Genomic DNA, 17,313 nt, shown 5'->3' on the forward strand with positions numbered 1-17,313 from the left:
TCACGACTCTAAACCGGCCGGGGCCGCGATTCGCAGCAAGCCCTCCAGCTCCCCGCGTTCCGGCAGGTCACTGGGCGAGAAGTCCTCGCCAGTGCGAACGTAGAAGAACACCGCGCGAATGGGCTTGCCATCCGCGGCGATCCGGCGCCAGGCTTCGCGGTAGACCGCCAATTGGAGTTTCGCCGCGCGCATCTCCGCCGCCTGGGGCTTGTTGCCCGTCTTCCAGTCGACGATGGTCCACCCGCCGTCTTCGTCCTGGAAGACCGCGTCGATGCGACCGCGGACAGTCGAAGTGCCCAGGTCGATTTCAAAGGGGTGCTCGATGTGCGCGGGGGCGCGCGTGGCCCACTGGCTGGCGGAGAAATTCTCCTTCAGGCGGACCAACGTAGCGGCATCGACGTCGGGCTCGAGGTTGCCGGGCAGTTCATCGTCGTCAAGCAGGGGGCGTGCTCCGTAGAAGCCTTCGATCCATTCGTGGAATGCTGTGCCGCGCTTGGCGTAGGCATTCGGCTTGAACGGCACGGGGCGGCGGGCGCGGCGGGCGAATTGCTCGGGGTCGGCGCGCAGAGCGACGATGTCGGACGCCGTGAGCGTCGCCGGCATGACCACGGGAACGGCGGGACGCTGGGCGGCTTCGTGTTCTTCGATGAGCGCTTCGGTGTCGCGCTCCCACAGCGAGTAGAGCTCGCCATCGGCCAGCTCGGGCAGTTGCTCGCGCGCGGTGCGGACCTGCATCGCGGCGGTGACGCTCGCGGGGTCGGCGGCATAGTGCGGCCACGTGCCTTCGCGGGTGGCGCTGGGGGTCTCTTCCTCTGTGTCTCCGCCCTCCCACCAGTGAAGGACCTGTGTGGCGGGGGTGTCGCCGGGCTGCATGAGCACATCTTTGAGCGCGAGGAAGTGCGGGTACGGCTCGGCTTGCTTCGCGCGGTCCGGCACCGTCGCAGAACCGGTGACCATGAGGCGTTCAGCGGCGCGGGTGACAGCGACGTAGAACAGGCGGGCCGATTCTTCTTCGAGCTCTGCCTTCTTGGTCTTCCTGTACTCGTCGGTGAGTTTCTGGAATTCGCTGCGGTCTTCGGCCGCGTCGAAAACGTCGTAGGCGTCATCGGGGACGTATTCGACGAAGGTGAGGAAGGTCTCGGTGGTCACGCTGTACGTCTGGGTGTCCGCGTGAACGACGGCGACGGTGTCCCACTCCAGGCCTTTTGCCTTGTGGGCAGTGAGGATCTGGACACGGTCATCGCTGGTGGTCACCGAACCTGGCTCGAGGCCGTCCTCGTGCTCGGCGGCAAGATCCAGGTACGACAAGAATCCTTCGAGGTCCGCACCCGGATAGGACGCGATCACCTCGGCGAATTTGTCCAGGTGAACCGTGCCGGTGTTGGACGGGCGCGCCAGGACTTCGATGCGAATGCCGAAGATGGAAACGATGTCGTCGAACAGGTCCGGCAGGCGCTTGCCCAGGCTGCGGGTCCGCAGGGCACGCAGCTTCGCCGCGAGAGCTTGGAGGCGCACCAGCCCTTCGGGCGAGTATCGCTCCGCCTCGCCCAGGTCGGCGACCGCATCGCCCAAGCCCACACTGCGTTCGTTCTCGCCGACTGCGTTCTCCGCGTTCTCGATCAGCTCCTCTAGCTGTACGCGAAGCCGCTCGCGCGGATCAGTATCGGCGGGCAGCTCGTCCACGGCGCTCGTCCGGCGCTCGCCGGCGAGATTGGTGGCGCGGCTGGCCAAGGCCGAAATGTCTCTCAGACCCAGCCCGCACGCCGGGCCGGCCAGAATGCGCAGCGCCGCGGCCGAATCCTGCGGGTGGACAAGCATGCGGGCCACAGCGACGGTGTCCGCCACCTCCGGCACAGTGAGCAGACCTGCGGTGCCGACGATCTCATAGGGCACGCCGCGCTCTTCTAAGGCCTCCGCGATGGCCGGGGAGTGCTTGTTTTTGCGCACGAGCACAGCCGAAGAAACCGGTTTGCCCGCGTTCACACGGTCGCTGTAATCGGAGGCGAGCATGTCTGCGACCACGCCGATCTCTTCGTCCTCCGTGGCGTAGAAGCCCAGTTCCACACGGCCCGGCTGCGCGTCCGGCTTAGAGGTCAGCGGCTCGACGGCACGCTGTCCGCCCTCCGGGGTACCCAGGACCGCGGCGGAGACATTATTCGCGGTGGCGAGTACTTCCGGCGGATTGCGCCACGATGTGGTCAGCTGCGCCTTCGGGGCGGGTGAACCGTCCGGCAGCGGGAAATCGTCGACGAAGGCGGCCAGGTTCGCCGCCGTAGCCCCACGCCAGCCATAGATCGCTTGCATCGGATCGCCCACCGCAGTGACAGTGAGCGGGTGCGCGTGCCGGGATGCGTCGTCGCGGTTTTCTCCGAAGAGGCTGCGCAACAGCACGCGCTGGGCGTGCGAGGTGTCCTGGTATTCATCGAGCATGACCACGCGGAAACGGTCACGCTGGGAGGCGCCCACCGCCGGGTGATCAGCCGCCATCTGGGCTGCCACGGACATCTGCTCGTTGAAGGTGACCACGCCGCGCTCTCGCAGCTCGCGGCCAAGCTCGAGCGCCATATCGGCATACGCGCGGCGCAGCTTCTGCCGGTCCACCCACTTTTGCACCGTCTGGTTGTATGCCTCCCCTTGGCGTTTGCCGCGGGGCAGGCCCGCGAGGTTGGCCACGAAGGCATCGGATTCTTCCGCGATGCGCTCGTGCGGGAAGAGCTCATTGCCCATATTGGTGACCAGCCGCAGCAGCGTCTCCACGACAGTGTCCATGGCGGGGTTCTCCCCCACCCCGGAGAGCAATTCGCCGCCGTGGTTGCTCACTACCTCCCACGCGATGGCGTGAAGCTCCGCGTCGGTGATCAGGCGCGCATCGGGCTCGACGGGAACGAGCAGGCCGTATTCGCGGATCAGGTTGCCGGCGTACGAGTCGTAGGTGGACACCGTCGGCGCAATGGCTGTGAGCGATTCCGCGAGTTTCCCCGTCGGGTCGAGTCGGCGCACCAGCTGTTCGTCGGCGGCGAGCTTCTCCAGGCGCGTGCGGATGCGTTTGCCCAACTCCTGCGCCGCCTTGCGGGTGAAGGTCAGGCCGAGAACCTCCTCGGGGCGGACATAACCGTTGGCTACGAGCCACACCACGCGCGAGGCCATGGTCTCGGTCTTGCCGGCACCGGCACCGGCGACGACGAGCAGCGGGCCCGGTTCCGCGCCGATGACGGCGGCCTGCTGGTCGGTGGGCATGAATTTCTCGCCCATGTAGCGCCACAGCGTTGTGGGTGGGACGACAGCGCTAGCCACGGGTGGTCACCTCTCCTTCGGGCTGAGCCGGGCAGATCGATTTCAGTTGGCAGAACGAACAGTGGTCGCCGGTGACAGCACGCAGGGTGGGGCCCGTCATTTCATCGACAAGCGGGCGGATCAGTTCCGCGAATTCGTCGAGCTGTTCGGCATCCTTCGGCGCCTGCGTGCGCACGGTGGGCTTCTTCGCGTTCGTCGCCGGGAAGAACAGGGTTCCGCCGCCGACGTCCAGCGGTTTTTCGCCCGCGCCGGCGGTGACCACTGCGCCATCACGCCACACACCGCGGCTCAGTGCGAGCTGATAGCTGAGCAGCTGCGGGTGCTCGTCGACCTTCTTCTGCGCCGTCGCATTCTTCCCGGTCTTCAGGTCCACGACCTGCACTGGGCCATCACCGTCCGCGTCACCCTCGCGCTCCAGCCGGTCAATGCGCCCGCCGATGGCCAGGCCTGGAGCGACCTCCACATGAACCGGCACCTCCACGCCGAGCTGGGAGAATGTCCCGCGAGTGGAGTCGATCCACTGCCCGCATCGCTCGAGCACCGCAGTGAATTCAGCTAGGTCGTTGGCTTCCTTCCACGGCGGGACGCTGAAGAGTGTGCGGTAAGCGGCGATCGTGTCGGCGCGGGCGAGATCTGGATCCGCACCGTTTCCGAGCGCCTCGAAGAAATAGTGAATGAGCGTGCCGCGCGTCATCGCATCGTTGACTGCGGGCGCGATCTCGCGTTCCAGCACACCGCGCATCGGGCATTCCAGCAGCCCCTCAATGCGCGAGGGCGACAGCTGCTTCGGGGGCGGCAAGGGCTCGCTTATCGACGCCTCCGTTGTCCCCCACCACTGCCCCGGGTCCGCCGCGGCGATACCGGCCTCCGCCAACCGCGCCAGCTGACGTGCCGCCTGCAAGCGCGTTTGTTCGCTGGATGCCTCGTCGGTGAGCGCACGGCGCAATTCCGCCACGATGTCTTCGACCGCCAGCACCCGAACTGCATCGGCCTCGGCGCGCACCTCACTGCCGACGGTGTCGAAGAGCGCTGGCACCTCCGCACCCTCCGCGGCGACGCGCTCCTGCGCAGTTATGGGCGCCGCGGCGATCTCTTGCGGGACAATCCCGAATTCCGTGGCGAATTCGGTGATGAAGCGCGAAGGTTCCACCACCTCGTCGCCGTCCTCCGAATGCACCGCAGTGACCACGATCCGGTCGGTCGCGCGACTGACCGCGAGGTGGAACAGGTGGCGTTCCTCTTTCAGGCGGTCGGCGATGTGGGAGACCGGTGTGGCTGGATCGATCCCCTCGTCCACCAGGTCCACCAGATCCTCCTGGCGCATGAGCGTGCCGGTCTCACTGAGCGTGGGCCATGACAATTCCTGGACCCCGGAGACGATCACGCGCTTGAATTCGCGCCCCGCCGCACCGTGCGCGGTGAGCAGCGGCACGGCATCTGGGGTGGCGGTGCGCCGGTCACGCACGCCGGTGGGCAATTCCTGCTCCTCGATGTGCGCGATAAAAGACTCCACGGTGGCACTCGGGCGCCGCTCCGTGAAATCGCCCGCGGCGTCAAACAGCGCCATCATCGCGTCCAAGTCGCGGTCCGCCTGCGAGCCTGCGGCACCGCCGCGCAGCGCGATCGCCATGAGGCTATCCGCCAGTTTCGTCGCCGACCAGATCGCCCACAGCACATCCTCGACACTGCCGCCCTCTCCTAGAGCCGTGCGCCCGGCCTCGAGCACGCTGCGGATGCGGTTCAGAATCGCAAGCTCCCGGTCCGTGAGCACCGAGCCGAAATCGGGCAGCTCTTCGTCCACCGCGAGCAATTCCGACAGCGTCACTTCAGCGCGGGTGTCCGGCTTCCACCTGCGCAGACCACGCAGCAGACGGCGCAGCGTGACTGGGTCTGTGCCGCCGACGGGCCCGAGCAGCAGATCACGCCATTGGGCCATGCTCAACGGTTCGGTCAGCGCCTTTAGCCCCAACAGCATCGCAGCAACGATGCGCTGTTCCGCCAGCACCACATCAGTCGGGTTCACCGCCACAGGAACACCGGCTTGCAGCAGCGCCCGGCGCAGCGACTCGATCATCCCTACCGAGCGCACCACCACGGATATATCGCGCCAGGCCACCCCCTCTTCGAGGTGCCAACGCCTAAGGCGGTCCACCACCGCAGCGTGGTTGACAGCCGTACTCGGTGCGATCACCGCCTCTGCTGCCGGATGGCGCTTAGTCGCGCCCAGATCGATCACTTCTGCGCCGTCCAAGTCCCGGAAGAACAGCGGGGACGCACCGCGGAAACGGAAGACCGATTGCTCCTCGTCACCGCCGATGACAGTGAGTTCTGCTTCCTGCGCGAGCTGGCGTACCAGTTGAGCCGAAGCCGGATCAAGGTGCTGAGCATCGTCGACGATGACGGTGTGCCATGTGCGTGGTAGGGGCGCACGCACGGCGGAGGCGACTAGTTCCGATGCCGAATAGCTGCGCGCACCGTAGAGAGCCATGACGTCCTGGTACTCAGCGAGAAAATCGCCCGCCGCCGACCAGACCGGAATCCCGTGGTGCTGCCCCAAGTCGCGCAGGTCGCCCGGCGTGAGCGTGCGCTCAACGGCGCGGAGCAAGAAATCGCGCAATTGGCGGGCGAAACCGACCATCGGCAGCGCGGGGCGCAGTTCCGCCGGCCACGTTCTACCACCGTCGGCAGCATGGCCCTGCAGCAGCTCCCGGATGGCGAAGTCTTGCTCCGCGCCCGAGATCAAACGGATCGGCTCCGCCTCCGCACTTTGATCTTCATCGCCCAGCCGCACGAGCGCGAAGGCCAGCGAGTGAATGGAGCGCACAATCGGTTCATCGGCGACGAAACCCGAGGCCGCGAGCCGGTCAGACAACTCCGCACGCACCCGCGCACCCGACTCCTTGGACGCGGTGAGAAACACCACGCCAGCTGGGTCAGCCCCGCCGCGGATTTTCGCCACCGCAGTATCAATGAGGAAACTGGTCACGCCCGCACCGGCCGCACCAGTGACCTTGAACGCCCCGCGGGAAGGAAGCTCCACCGGCCAGACGCGCTGGTGAACAGTCCGTTCCCGGCCCACCAAATAGGCCTGCGGGTGCGGCGGGAGATTCAGGCCTGCGTTGTGGGCGTCGTTCGGCTGCGTCATGCCCTACAGTGTGGCATCCGCCCCGGACACGAGCAGCCCCCGAACACGCTCAATCTTCGAACTCATGTTCGATGATCCGCCGAATTCCCTGTTCAGAATCTCTCGGTAATCAAGTGCGCGCTCACACATGAATATCAAGTCGGGCACATGGGACCACCTGCTCAGCACGGCATCGTCGACGGCGTCGGCCAAGAGGCCGTCGATAAGCGTCAGCGCTGCGCTGTAACCGTGAGGCCGCGCGCTGTCGGCGGGGACGAAATCGGTGAGCGCGGGCGGCAGTGAGCCGGAAAAGAGGCAGCACGCGAGGAAATCGGTGTGCACGACCTGCAATTTCTTGCCTTGCGGAAGGTGCCCCTTCCACGCGGCGCGGTCGGCGCGCGCCCACACGTCGTTGCGCTCGAGCTTGGGGGCGGGGAAATAGGACACGGCGTCGTCGAACCGAAGAGCCGCGGAAATCGCCTCGTCAACGCGGTGCCCCGGCTCGCCCTCGACGTAATCGGTGGCGTGGAAACCCGCGACCGTGAAGCGGCCGTCAGTGGAGCGGACCGGGCGGGCGACGCGGACGCCGGGAACCGTGACTTTCTCCCGCACTTTCGACGACCATGCGGCGTGCGCGGGCGCTTCGGAAATGACGATGCGACCGAAACGCACCCCGTTGCCCCACTCCGGGCCAAGCGGGAGCGGTCGCGACTCATCGACCTGGAACGACGTTAGAACATGCCCCGGAATCGTCATCGACACGCCTCTCCCTATACCGTCGCCGGACGCGGGTACGGCCACGGGTTGGCGCGGCATGTGTCGTCGTTATCCGGGTAGACCTCTTCCGGCGCGAGCTGGAACAGTTCCCTGTTATTCAAGCTCAGCGTCTGCTGCATCATCACTGGGGCGAGCTTGCCGTCCTCGCCGCATGGCTCGTGCTCCGCGTAGCCCAGCGCGTGCCCCACTTCGTGGTTGATCAAGTACTGGCGGTACATGCCCAAATCGCCGTTATACGGCGCGGCACCGCGGACCCAACGGGACTCGTTGACGATCACCCGGTCACCGTCCGCTTCCGTATAGATACGGCAGGACGTCTCGAGCCCGATATCAACTCCGCAGGTCTCACGAGTCGTGCCCACGGAGGTCAGCTGGATGCGCAGGTCCGGATCATCGGACGAGGAGACATGCTCGAAACGGAATCGCGGATCGTTCGTCCAGCCGCGCGGATCCGACAAAGTGGCGTCCACCATCGCAGCGAAAGAATCGTCGCCGCCGAAGGTGGTGGTGTCAATGCCGTCTTCCACCTCGGTGGAAAAGCGCACGACCTTCTCCTCGCCCTTCCCGTGATTCATGCCGAGCGAGCCAACGGGCCGGTACGTGCCCTTGCCCTGCTCGGTGAACGGGCCGCCGGGCGGAAGCTCCGTCATCGCGACCTGGCCTTCCGGCATGTCCGGCACCGTCACGCGCGGCTCGTCGGTGGTGTCCTCAATCCCCTCCGTCCCGCGCGAGGTCGTCCCGACAGTCTCCCCCGCAGGAGTGTTGACGATGCTCCAGATCACCAACGCAGTCACCACCACCAGCACCGGGATGGCATAAGCGCGCCAACCGTAAGCATCGGCGAATCGCGCGAACGCGGATTTCTCCGCCCCACTGTGGCCAGCGGCGGGTTCGTAAGCGCCGTCCATGCGGCCGTCGGGGTGGTAGGTCATACGTTCAATCTATCGTGCATTTAGCCGGAAAAGCCGACAGCACGCGGGGTGGAGTTGCCCAATTCGACGTACAGGATGCGCTCGGTGCGCACGACGTACTTCATGCCGCGCTCGTCGTCGAAGGAGACAGTCGGAGCGCCGGACTCGATCGCCTGCGTAACTTCGCCGAGGATCTCGTCCTGCCCCTTCGGGGAGGAAATGGAGAGTTCGCGGTGGGAGTCAGCCAGTCCGATCTTGATTTCCATGCTGTTTTTCGTCCTTTACTTTTCGCTCTATTCTTCGTGCCGTCGCCGGCGATGGTCATATTGTAACGAGGGGCAGTTAAGATGTTCACGTGCCCGATCGTTCTGTACAGCAGCCCCAGCAGCCGCCGACATTCGCCGAGCTCGGCGTCGCCGCGGAGATCGTCGGGGCGCTCGCGGACAACGGGATCGAGCGAGTCTTTTCCATCCAGGAGCTCACCCTCCCCATCGCCTTGACCGGCCGGGATTTGATCGGCCAGGCCCGCACGGGCATGGGCAAGACTTTCGCTTTCGGCGTCCCGTTGCTGGACCGTGTCTTCGACGACGCCGCTATCGAGGAGCTCGACGGCACCCCGCGCGCACTCGTGGTCACGCCCACGCGCGAGCTCGCCGTCCAGGTGGGCGAGGACCTCACGCTCGCAGCGAAAAACACGCCGATTCGCTTATCGACGATCTATGGCGGCCGCCCCTACGACGAGCAACTCGCCGCCCTCAACGACGGTGTCGACGTCGTCGTCGGCACTCCCGGCCGCCTTCTGGATCTTCACCAGCGCGGCGATCTGGACTTAAGCCACGTGGCGATTCTGGTTCTCGACGAAGCCGACGAGATGCTCGACCTGGGTTTCCTCCCCGACATCCAGAAACTGTGGGCTGCGCTGCACCAGCCGCTGCAGACGATGCTCTTCTCCGCCACCATGCCGGGGCAGATCCTCACCCTGGCACGGTCGATGATGAATAAGCCGCTGCACATCCGTGCTGAGGCCACCGAGTCCTCCCAGGTGCACGACACCACCAAGCAGGTCGTGTTCTGCTCCCACAAGATGGACAAACCCGAGGTCACCGCCCGCATTCTGCAGGCCGACGGCCGCGGCAAGACCATCATTTTCACCCGCACGAAGCGCACCGCCGCCGATGTCGCCGAAGATCTGGCCGGCCGCGGCTTCCCCGTCGGCTCCGTTCACGGTGATTTGGGCCAGGAAGCCCGCGAGCGCTCCCTCGAGGCTTTCCGCAACGGCACCGTGGAGATCCTCGTGGCCACCGATGTCGCCGCCCGCGGCATCGACGTCGACGATGTCACTCACGTGATCAACTACCAGACTCCTGACGACCCGATGACCTACGTGCACCGCATCGGCCGCACCGGTCGCGCTGGCCGCACCGGCACCGCCGTCACCCTCGTCGGTTTCGATGAGGGCGCGAAGTGGAAGCTGATCAATGACGAGCTCTCACTGGACACGCCTGAACCCCCGACGTGGTTCTCCACCTCCCCGGAGCTGCGCGACACCCTCGATATTCCCGAGGACGCCCGCTCTAACGTCGGCCCGGCCCGCCCCGTTCACGGCGTGCGCAAAAAGCGCGGCGATTCCCGTCCCGACCGGAACCAATCCCGGCCCCGATCCCGATCTAAGAGGAGGCGACGGTGAGCAAAGCTCCACTACGCCGCACCCGCGGCGACCTCATCGCCACTGGCGTCATCACCGCCGTGTCTGTTCTTGCCCTGCTCATCGCGTTTTTCACCGCGCCGATCCGCAAGGACGAGCTCACCCCCGCCGCTGAGGAGGTCCCCAACGGCGGGATACTCGCCATCGCCCCGCATGATCTTTCCGAGGGCCCTACCCTGCACGACGACGCCCCCAACCCGCGCCCTGTCACCGTCGCCGGCATGATCGCCACCTACAACAAAGACAGCGGCACCATCACCGCATCCACCCCGGACGGCGACGAGAAGTGGAGCTACACCCGCGGCCCCGAATTGTGCGGCATGGCCTCTGCATGGGATGAAGTCGTGGCCGTCTACCGCACCAATATCGGCTGCGGCGATGTGGTGGCCATCAAAGCCACGACCGGCCAGTACTCCCACACCCGCTCCGCGATCGCACCCGAGCAGGTCGCCATGATCTCCTCGAACGACCGCGTCGGCTATGCCGCCCCGTCGCGCTCCGAGATCTGGCGCAACGACCTTGTCCGCACCGTTGAATACGGCGAAGTCGAGGCCCCACAGGAGCCGGACTTTCAGCCCAACGAGGGCTGCACCCTCACCTCCGCTCTGACCCGCACCGAATTCTTCGCCGTCACCGAGAAGTGCGAGGACGGCTCCTGGCTGCGCATGCAAAAGGCCACCCCGGAGGACTCCCGCAAGCCTGAGCTTCACGAGTCCGTCGAGATCGCCGACAATGCCTACCTCGTCGCCGTGGGCCAGGAAGCCGCCGCCGTCTACGACCCGGGATCCTCGAAGGTCACGTCCTATAAACAGGACGGCACCCAACTGGCCAGCTCCCAGGTGCCCCAGTCTGACCTGCTCAGCGACTCGCCGATCGGGATCGCCACCGTCCAAGTCGCCGATCTGCCGCACCACATGAGCTACTTCGACGGCCAGAATCTCATGCTTCTCGACCCCGAAACCCTCGAAGTCACCACCATCTTCTCCGACGCTCTCGGCACCGGCTTCGGCGCCGGCGACCGCCTCGTCTACCCCACCGCCGAAGGCATCGCCGTGGCCAACTGGGATACCCAATCCGTCGACCACGTCATCCCCGTCGACCGCCACGGCTACACCGGCCCGGTCTCCATCGCCTCCGCGGGCGCCACCGTCGTTGAAAAGCGCGGCACCGAGATCGCGGTCCTCGACCTCGTGCAGTAGCTGCCCCGCGCTTCGCTCAGCGCGCCGGGCGCCACCGCGAGCCCCCTCCTCGCGCCACCGCCGGGAGCAAGGAGCCCTCGCGCAACCGACGGTGAATCTGTTTACATATCCGCCCGATCAGCGCAGGAGCGAAAACGCTGTGAGCAGGAACTATAGCCAGCCACGCATATCGCGAATGTAAACAGATTCACCAGCGTCCATCCACCAGCGCCCGCTCACCCACAACCAGCCCTACTTACCGCGCCGCGCATCAAAAGCGGCGGTGGCCCACTGGGTGGACACTGGGTGCAGCGCGCACACGAGCGTGATCGCGGCGGCGAGGAGGGTGATCACGCCGATCGACGTCGCACCGCCCATGAACATGTAGAAGGCGATGCCGAGCAGCAGCACGTTCATGAACACGATGATGCTGCGCCCCCACTGGTTGCCGCGCAGGATATTGATGCCGCCGTAGGCCATGGGCCCGAATGTGCACAGGATGAACAGCGCAGTGCCGACGCCGACCAAGGCGAAGGCGGACGTCTCGGACTGGACGAGGGATTCGTCGGCACCATTGGTGATCTGCACATACGCCAGGTAAATGCCGTAGCCGATCGCCACAATGCCTTCGAGCACGGCCATCACGGCCGCCGCCTTCATTAGCGCGGGTGCTTCCGCCGTCGCACGGGCGGCTTCAGGGCTGGGCAGGTTCTTCTTCGGTTCCGGGGCGTTCGCATTCACGCCTTCATCCTAAAGCCACGGCCGCCGCGCACCCGAAACCCCGCTCCTGTGGCCAGCCCCACACAACAGACGATTTGACGTAGTGCGTCCGGTCACATCTCACAGCATTGCTTGATATGCCCTGTTCACGCTATTTTCAGCAGACACAGAACTCCCCCACTCACCGCCCCGCAAGCCCCCGAAACAGATGAAAACCGCGGAGAAATTATGATTCCGGTCACAATTTGGCGTTTACCCCTAGCGGGATGTATGTAAACGTGTCATTATTCTCGGGTAGCAAAAATAAAGAGCTAGTTACCTAGCCACTAACTCCAAGCCACCACGGAGTTAAGTTCCGGTAAACGGAAGACGGGGTCCCGAAGCCACCGGGAACACCGCCCGCTCATCGCCGGAAATCATCTGCTTGCGCAAACCCTGACCCAAGCCAGGTTTCATTGTCGCGCCGCCGTGCGCGCATTCATTCCTGCGCCTGTCGACGGGCTTGTTAGTGGTGTGCACGCTTCATGACATTTCTCGACATCCGACGCACTACCTACCCGAAGACCCAGAAGGAGACTGATCACCATGGATTGGCGCCACGAAGCAATTTGCCGCGACGAAGACCCCGAACTGTTCTTCCCGGTCGGTAACTCCGGCCCCGCACTGTCCCAGATCGCACAGGCCAAGCTTGTGTGCCACCGCTGCCCCGTCACCTCCCAGTGCCTGAAGTGGGCTCTGGAAACCGGCCAGGATGCCGGCGTCTGGGGCGGCCTGTCCGAGGAGGAGCGCCGCGCCCTCAAGCGTCGCAACAAGCAGCGCAACCGTCAGCGCGTCTCTGCTTAATCCACGCGCGAACCGGCCCAAAAGCGGACCAATTACCGCTGCCGGGCCGGTGCCCGATAAAGTGGACTGACAGTTAGATCAGTTCCGTATCTTTGGCCCAAGGAGGTCGTTATGAGCAAGCGTGGTCGTAAGCGCAAGGACCGCCGCAAGAAGAGCGCTAACCGCGGCAAGCGCCCCAACTCCTAAGAGTTGAGCGCATACAAGATCTCCTCCCCACCGAATACAAGGTGGGGAGGAGTTCTTTGGTTTTACACCTAGCAGCTACTCGTATCGCCGGTAAGTGATCGAAATGGACTGCACAATGCGTTGACGCAGGCCCTCAGGTGCTTGGTCCTGGCAGTTGCAGCGGCGGACGATCTGGCGGATCTCAGTCTCGGATTTGAGCCAGGCAAAGCTTTCGGGGCAGGTCTGGATGATCTCGCAGATCTCGGTAACTCGCGCCGCAGGGGTGTCGGTATCGAAGTATTCGCAGAGTAGCGCGTGTGCGCGTGCTGGTTCGATATTGCAGTCGCCCATTATTTCTGCTCCTCCAGACCAATACCTTGTTCGTTCGCCACATCTTTCAACAGTTCGCGGAGCTGTTTTCTTCCCCGGTGGAGCCGCGACATGACTGTGCCGAGCGGAATGTCCATGACTTCGGCGATTTCTTTGTACGCCAGGCCTTCGACATCGGCGTAATAGACGACCATGCGGTAGTCGTCGCTCAGCGAGTTCATGGCTTCGGCGATTTGCGCATCCGGCAGGTTCTTCAGCGCCTCAACCTCGGCGGATTGCAGACCGGTCGAGTCGTGCGAGCTGGTGGTGTACAGCTGGCGGTCGGTGACATCCTCGGCGGAGGTCTCGATCGGGCGGCGCTGCTTCTTCCGGTACGAGTTGATGTACGTGTTCGTCATGATCCGGTACAACCACGCTTTGAGGTTCGTACCTTCTTTGAAGGAGTCGAACGCTTTGTAGGCCTTGAGGTAAGTCTCTTGCACCAGGTCTTCAGCGTCTTGTGGGTTGCGCGTCATGCGCAGCGCGCCGCCGTAGAGCTGGTCCAGCAGCGGCATCGCCTCCTCGGTGAAGCGCTGTTCGAGATCGGTGTGGGCCATGGGTGCCATCTTAGCGGTGATCAGCGAGCGCTAGGCTTGGCGCCTATGGCAGCGAAGACTCAGGCATTGGAAGCCCTCAAACAAGCTGGAGTGGACCACGAGGTGCTCAACTACACCGCGGGCACGGACCATTTCGGGGAGCATGCGGTGGAGCAGCTGGGACTCGATGCCGCGCAGACGCTGAAGACGCTGGTCATCCACCACGAGCGCGAGTACGCGGTCTGTTGCGTGCCGGTCGCTGGCCACCTGTCGCTCAAGCATGCGGCGAAAGCGCTGGGCTGGAAGAACGCGGAGATGGCGGACCCGAAGGTGGCGCAGCGCCTCACGGGGTACATCGTGGGAGGCATCTCGCCGCTCGGCACGAAACAGCAATTAAGCACGCTTATCGACGCCTCCGTCGCCCGCACCGACACCATCACCGTCTCGGCGGGCCAGCGTGGTTTGTCCATCGCGATGTCGCCGACTGATCTGGCTGAACTATGCAGTGCTCAGTTCGCGGATATCGCGGCTGAGTAGCACTCCTACCCCACTGGCCCCACTGGCTCTGTGCTCATCGGGCCGTCGCCGGTGAGCTCGGCGTATTCATTGCGGATATTGCCCACTTCCTGCGCGGCCGGGCGCCACTGCAGCTGATCGGCGACGCGGGAGGGGTGGACCAGTTCGAGTGCCTCCTCCGGTGAACCGTGCACCCACTGCTCGATTTCCTCAGGCCGCAGGAAGAGCGGGAGGCGGTGGTGCAGCCACGACATATTATCGGTGGCGTCAGTGGTGACCATCGTGGTGGAGAGTTTGTCCAGCCCGGTCTCCCACAGCGCGGCAGCGTAGAGCAGCCCCTCCTCCGGCTGTACGAAATACGGCTGTTTGCCGGTCTTCGTACTGGCATCGGCTTTCCACTCGTAGTACCCGTCGAGCACCATCAGGCCGCGGCGTGATGTGAAGGCGGAACGGAACGACGGTTTCTCGGCGACGGTCTCGCCGCGGGCATTGAACAGCGGCGGGCCGGTCTCATCCTTCTTCCAGGTGGGGAGAAGGCCCCAACGGGCAGAGTCGATCTGGGCTTCAGCGCCGTCGACGCGGATCAGGGGCACTTGCTGCGTAGGCCCAATGTTGTAGCGCGGCGGCGGGGTGCCGTCCGGCGCGAGCACTTCGGTCACGCCAGGCAGCGTGCCGACGGCCGCGATCAGGTCGTCGCCGGTGGTGAAGAGAACGAAACGTCCGCACATGCCTTCCCATTATGCCCGCGGCTAGCTCGGTAGGATGGCCCGCATGACGCAATTGTGGCCAGCGCCGTTTCACCCCGAGCCGTTCACCAGCACTGTGCTGGTGCCCGGCTCAAAGTCGATCACCAACCGGGCGTATGTCCTCGCTGCTCTTGCCAGCGAACCGAGCATGCTCGTGGGCGCACTGCGTTCGCGCGACACGGATTTGATGCAGGGTGCGCTCGAAGCCATGGGCGTGAAATTCACGCTCGACGGCGACACGCTCACGGCCACGCCGGGCACGCTCACGGGCGGCACAGTCGACTGCGGTCTCGCGGGAACGGTCATGCGTTTCATTCCGGCAGTCGCAGCATTCGCGAACGGCGCGGTCCACGTCGACGGCGATGAGCAAGCGCGGGTCCGCCCGGTAGCAACAGTGCTCGACGCGCTCCGCGATGCGGGAGTGGACGTTGAAGGCACCGCCCTCCCCTACACCGTCAACGGAACGGGGTCGGCGAAGGGAGGACGGATCGAGATGGATGCGTCGAAAAGCTCGCAGTTCGTCTCGGCTCTCCTGCTCGCGGGCGCGCGTTTCGACGAAGGCCTCCACATCGTGCACACCGGCGAGCGGGTGCCGTCGACACCGCACATCGAGATGACTGTGGAGATGGTGCGCGCCGCCGGCGTGGAGGTCGAATCCAGTCTGACGGAGTGGCTCGTGCGCCCGGGCCCGATCAAGGGCGGCACGTGGGTAATCGAACCGGATCTGTCCAATGCCACGCCGTTTTTGGCTGCGGCGGCTGTCACCGGCGGAACGGTGAGCGTACCGCACTGGCCGACCACGACGAACCAGGCCGGCGACGTCATCCGGGACATCCTGACAAACATGGGCTGCGACGTGCGCATGAGTGGCGAAGAAACGGACAAGACGCTCACCGTCACGGGCCCGAAGCCCGGTGAGCTGCAGGGCATTGAGCTGGATATGGGCGATATCGGCGAGCTCGCCCCGACGGTCGCGGCGCTGGCCACGCAGGCAGCCACACCGAGCGAGCTGACGGGCATCGCGCACCTGCGCGGGCACGAGACGGACCGGCTGGCGGCGCTCACCGCGGAGATCACGGCGCTCGGCGGCCAGTGCGGAGAGCTTGACGACGGCCTGCGCATCACCCCCGCTGCCTTGCACGGGGGAACCTGGCATTCCTACGCCGACCACCGCATGGCCACCGCCGGCGCGATCATCGGGCTGACCACCGAGGGCGTGGAAGTCGAGGACATCGGCACCACGGCGAAGACGCTGCCAGGCTTTGAGACGATGTGGACGGACATGCTGCATGGCTAGGCGCGGCGGACGGGACTTCTCCAGCTACGACGAATCGGATGTGAAGGTCCGGCCGGGCAAGGGCTCGCGCCCGCGGTCGAAAGACCGCCCGAAGCACAAAGATGCAGTCGTGGGCTTGGTGATCACGAAGGACCGCGGCCGCTGGGGCGTCGTGCTGGAGGACGGCACGCGCGTGGTGTGCATGCGCGCCCGCGAGCTGGGGCGCACGTCGATCGAGGTCGGCGACCGCGTCGGCGTCGTGGGCGACACCAGCGGGGTGAAGGACACGCTCGCCCGCATCGTCAAGCGCGAGGAGCGCACCTCCGAGCTGCGCCGCACCGCCGACGACACGGACCCGTACGAGCGGATCGTCGTGGCCAATGCGGAGATCCTGCTGATCGTCTGCGCTGTCGCCGATCCCCCGCCGCGCACGGGCTTCGTGGAGCGCGCGCTCGTCGCCGCATTCGTCGGCGGTGTCACCCCCGTGGTCTGCCTGACCAAATCGGATTTGGCGGACCCCAGCGAGTTCGAGAAAGAGCTCGCGGACCTCGACGTGGAGGTGCTGCGCACAGGCATCGACGACGATATCGCAGCGTTGCTGGGGCGTATCGACGGCCGCCTCTCCGCAGTCATCGGCCATTCCGGCGTGGGTAAGTCGACGCTGGTCAACCGCATCGTCCCGGATGCCAACCGCGAGACGGGCGAAGTCTCCGGCGTAGGCAAGGGCCGTCACACGTCCACTCAGTCGGTGGCACTGGAATTGCCGGATAGCCACGGCTGGATCATCGACACCCCCGGCATCAGGTCCTTCGGCCTGGCGCATGTCTCACCGGACCAGGTGATCGAGCCATTCCCGGATTTGGCGGAGGCGGCTGAGCGCTGCCCGCGCGGCTGCACGCACGCCGGCCCCCCGGCGGATCCCGAGTGCGCGTGGGATGACTTCGACCCGGACTCCGTCATCGGACGGCGTGTCCAAGCCGTGCGTCGCCTGCTGGTGGCGCTGCGGATCAACGAAACAACCTATGACTAACGACTGGTATTAGGCCAGCTAGATGAACTGATCGTGGACGTTGGTTGAGGTTCAGACAGCCTTTAAGTTTGTGCAGTAATTCTTGCACGGTTATCATGCAGGAATTACTGCATGATTTTTGGA

The 17,313-nt window shown here is 65.1% G+C and carries 15 protein-coding genes; 6 read left to right on the forward strand and 9 right to left on the reverse strand.

Translation table 11 applies throughout. The features are described from left to right. From J5Y21_RS07520 to J5Y21_RS07540, 5 genes are read right to left on the reverse strand one after another with little or no spacing between them, the layout of a single operon-like run. Window positions 1-3,294, reverse strand: a complete 3,294-nt coding sequence (locus J5Y21_RS07520; RefSeq protein WP_349236968.1) for a UvrD-helicase domain-containing protein — start codon at window positions 3,292-3,294, stop codon at window positions 1-3. Further along, a complete protein-coding gene (locus tag J5Y21_RS07525) occupies window positions 3,287-6,439 on the reverse strand; it encodes an ATP-dependent DNA helicase (RefSeq protein ID WP_210574135.1) in 3,153 nt (1,050 codons plus the stop codon). Before J5Y21_RS07525 ends, J5Y21_RS07520 begins: the two co-directional genes overlap by 8 nt. Window positions 6,440-6,442: 3 nt before the next feature. Beyond that, window positions 6,443-7,174, reverse strand: coding sequence for a hypothetical protein (locus tag J5Y21_RS07530; protein WP_210574166.1), 732 nt, complete (start codon window positions 7,172-7,174; stop codon window positions 6,443-6,445). Window positions 7,175-7,188: 14 nt separating this feature from the next. Further along, window positions 7,189-8,103: a DUF3152 domain-containing protein gene (locus tag J5Y21_RS07535; RefSeq protein ID WP_210574167.1), complete on the reverse strand. Its 915-nt coding sequence runs from the start codon at window positions 8,101-8,103 to the stop codon at window positions 7,189-7,191. Window positions 8,104-8,147: 44 nt separating this feature from the next. Beyond that, window positions 8,148-8,372 (reverse strand): DUF3107 domain-containing protein, encoded by a 225-nt coding sequence (locus J5Y21_RS07540; protein ID WP_210574136.1) that lies wholly within the window; start codon window positions 8,370-8,372, stop codon window positions 8,148-8,150. Between the two features lie 89 nt (window positions 8,373-8,461). Here J5Y21_RS07540 and J5Y21_RS07545 point away from each other — a divergent pair, with 89 nt between their 5' ends. After that, entirely contained in the window at window positions 8,462-9,793 is a 1,332-nt protein-coding gene (locus J5Y21_RS07545; RefSeq protein WP_210574137.1) for a DEAD/DEAH box helicase, read from the forward strand. Continuing rightward, on the forward strand, window positions 9,790-11,010 hold the full coding sequence (locus J5Y21_RS07550; protein ID WP_210574138.1) for a hypothetical protein: 1,221 nt from the start codon (window positions 9,790-9,792) through the stop codon (window positions 11,008-11,010). The genes J5Y21_RS07545 and J5Y21_RS07550 overlap by 4 nt, the downstream gene beginning before the upstream one ends. Before the next feature lie 231 nt (window positions 11,011-11,241). Here the strand turns inward: J5Y21_RS07550 and J5Y21_RS07555 are convergent, their stop codons facing one another. Further along, the gene (locus J5Y21_RS07555) at window positions 11,242-11,730 is read right to left on the reverse strand and encodes a hypothetical protein (protein WP_210574139.1); all 489 of its coding nucleotides are present in this window, start codon (window positions 11,728-11,730) and stop codon (window positions 11,242-11,244) included. A 564-nt stretch (window positions 11,731-12,294) separates the two neighbouring features. Between J5Y21_RS07555 and J5Y21_RS07560 the strand changes: the two genes are divergently transcribed. Continuing rightward, complete coding sequence (locus tag J5Y21_RS07560) at window positions 12,295-12,552, forward strand: WhiB family transcriptional regulator (protein WP_076599812.1); 258 nt, start codon at window positions 12,295-12,297, stop codon at window positions 12,550-12,552. 261 nt (window positions 12,553-12,813) lie between these two features. Here J5Y21_RS07560 and J5Y21_RS07565 read toward each other — a convergent pair whose 3' ends face one another. Beyond that, window positions 12,814-13,068 carry an anti-sigma factor gene (locus tag J5Y21_RS07565; protein ID WP_210574140.1) on the reverse strand — a complete coding sequence of 85 codons (255 nt, stop codon included), beginning with the start codon at window positions 13,066-13,068 and terminating at the stop codon, window positions 12,814-12,816. Beyond that, window positions 13,068-13,643: a sigma-70 family RNA polymerase sigma factor gene (locus J5Y21_RS07570; RefSeq protein ID WP_210574141.1), complete on the reverse strand. Its 576-nt coding sequence runs from the start codon at window positions 13,641-13,643 to the stop codon at window positions 13,068-13,070. The genes J5Y21_RS07565 and J5Y21_RS07570 overlap by 1 nt, the downstream gene beginning before the upstream one ends. Before the next feature lie 45 nt (window positions 13,644-13,688). Here J5Y21_RS07570 and ybaK point away from each other — a divergent pair, with 45 nt between their 5' ends. Further along, entirely contained in the window at window positions 13,689-14,159 is a 471-nt protein-coding gene (gene ybaK / locus J5Y21_RS07575; protein WP_210574143.1) for a Cys-tRNA(Pro) deacylase, read from the forward strand. A gap of 5 nt (window positions 14,160-14,164) precedes the next feature. On the opposite strand, the gene J5Y21_RS07580 is transcribed toward ybaK, so the two are convergent. Continuing rightward, entirely contained in the window at window positions 14,165-14,866 is a 702-nt protein-coding gene (locus tag J5Y21_RS07580) for an SOS response-associated peptidase (protein ID WP_210574144.1), read from the reverse strand. 34 nt (window positions 14,867-14,900) lie between these two features. Here J5Y21_RS07580 and aroA point away from each other — a divergent pair, with 34 nt between their 5' ends. Then, complete coding sequence (gene aroA / locus J5Y21_RS07585; protein WP_210574145.1) at window positions 14,901-16,181, forward strand: 3-phosphoshikimate 1-carboxyvinyltransferase; 1,281 nt, start codon at window positions 14,901-14,903, stop codon at window positions 16,179-16,181. After that, complete coding sequence (gene rsgA / locus J5Y21_RS07590; protein ID WP_210574146.1) at window positions 16,174-17,190, forward strand: ribosome small subunit-dependent GTPase A; 1,017 nt, start codon at window positions 16,174-16,176, stop codon at window positions 17,188-17,190. The genes aroA and rsgA overlap by 8 nt, the downstream gene beginning before the upstream one ends. Window positions 17,191-17,313: the final 123 nt, after the last annotated feature.

This window comes from Corynebacterium sp. Marseille-P3884, from assembly GCF_017942225.1.
In the GTDB taxonomy this organism is placed as follows: Bacteria; Actinomycetota; Actinomycetes; order Mycobacteriales; family Mycobacteriaceae; genus Corynebacterium.

Excerpts from the sequence above, each read along its gene's own strand:
- J5Y21_RS07525 (WP_210574135.1), bottom strand. The coding sequence starts at position 6,439 with ATGACGCAGCCGAACGACGCCCACAACGCAGGCCTGAATCTCCCGCCG.
- J5Y21_RS07530 (WP_210574166.1), bottom strand. The coding sequence starts at position 7,174 with ATGACGATTCCGGGGCATGTTCTAACGTCGTTCCAGGTCGATGAGTCG.
- J5Y21_RS07535 (WP_210574167.1), bottom strand. The coding sequence starts at position 8,103 with ATGGACGGCGCTTACGAACCCGCCGCTGGCCACAGTGGGGCGGAGAAA.
- J5Y21_RS07540 (WP_210574136.1), bottom strand. The coding sequence starts at position 8,372 with ATGGAAATCAAGATCGGACTGGCTGACTCCCACCGCGAACTCTCCATT.
- J5Y21_RS07560 (WP_076599812.1), top strand. The coding sequence starts at position 12,295 with ATGGATTGGCGCCACGAAGCAATTTGCCGCGACGAAGACCCCGAACTG.
- J5Y21_RS07565 (WP_210574140.1), bottom strand. The coding sequence starts at position 13,068 with ATGGGCGACTGCAATATCGAACCAGCACGCGCACACGCGCTACTCTGC.
- J5Y21_RS07570 (WP_210574141.1), bottom strand. The coding sequence starts at position 13,643 with ATGGCCCACACCGATCTCGAACAGCGCTTCACCGAGGAGGCGATGCCG.
- ybaK (WP_210574143.1), top strand. The coding sequence starts at position 13,689 with ATGGCAGCGAAGACTCAGGCATTGGAAGCCCTCAAACAAGCTGGAGTG.
- J5Y21_RS07580 (WP_210574144.1), bottom strand. The coding sequence starts at position 14,866 with ATGTGCGGACGTTTCGTTCTCTTCACCACCGGCGACGACCTGATCGCG.
- aroA (WP_210574145.1), top strand. The coding sequence starts at position 14,901 with ATGGCCCGCATGACGCAATTGTGGCCAGCGCCGTTTCACCCCGAGCCG.
- rsgA (WP_210574146.1), top strand. The coding sequence starts at position 16,174 with ATGGCTAGGCGCGGCGGACGGGACTTCTCCAGCTACGACGAATCGGAT.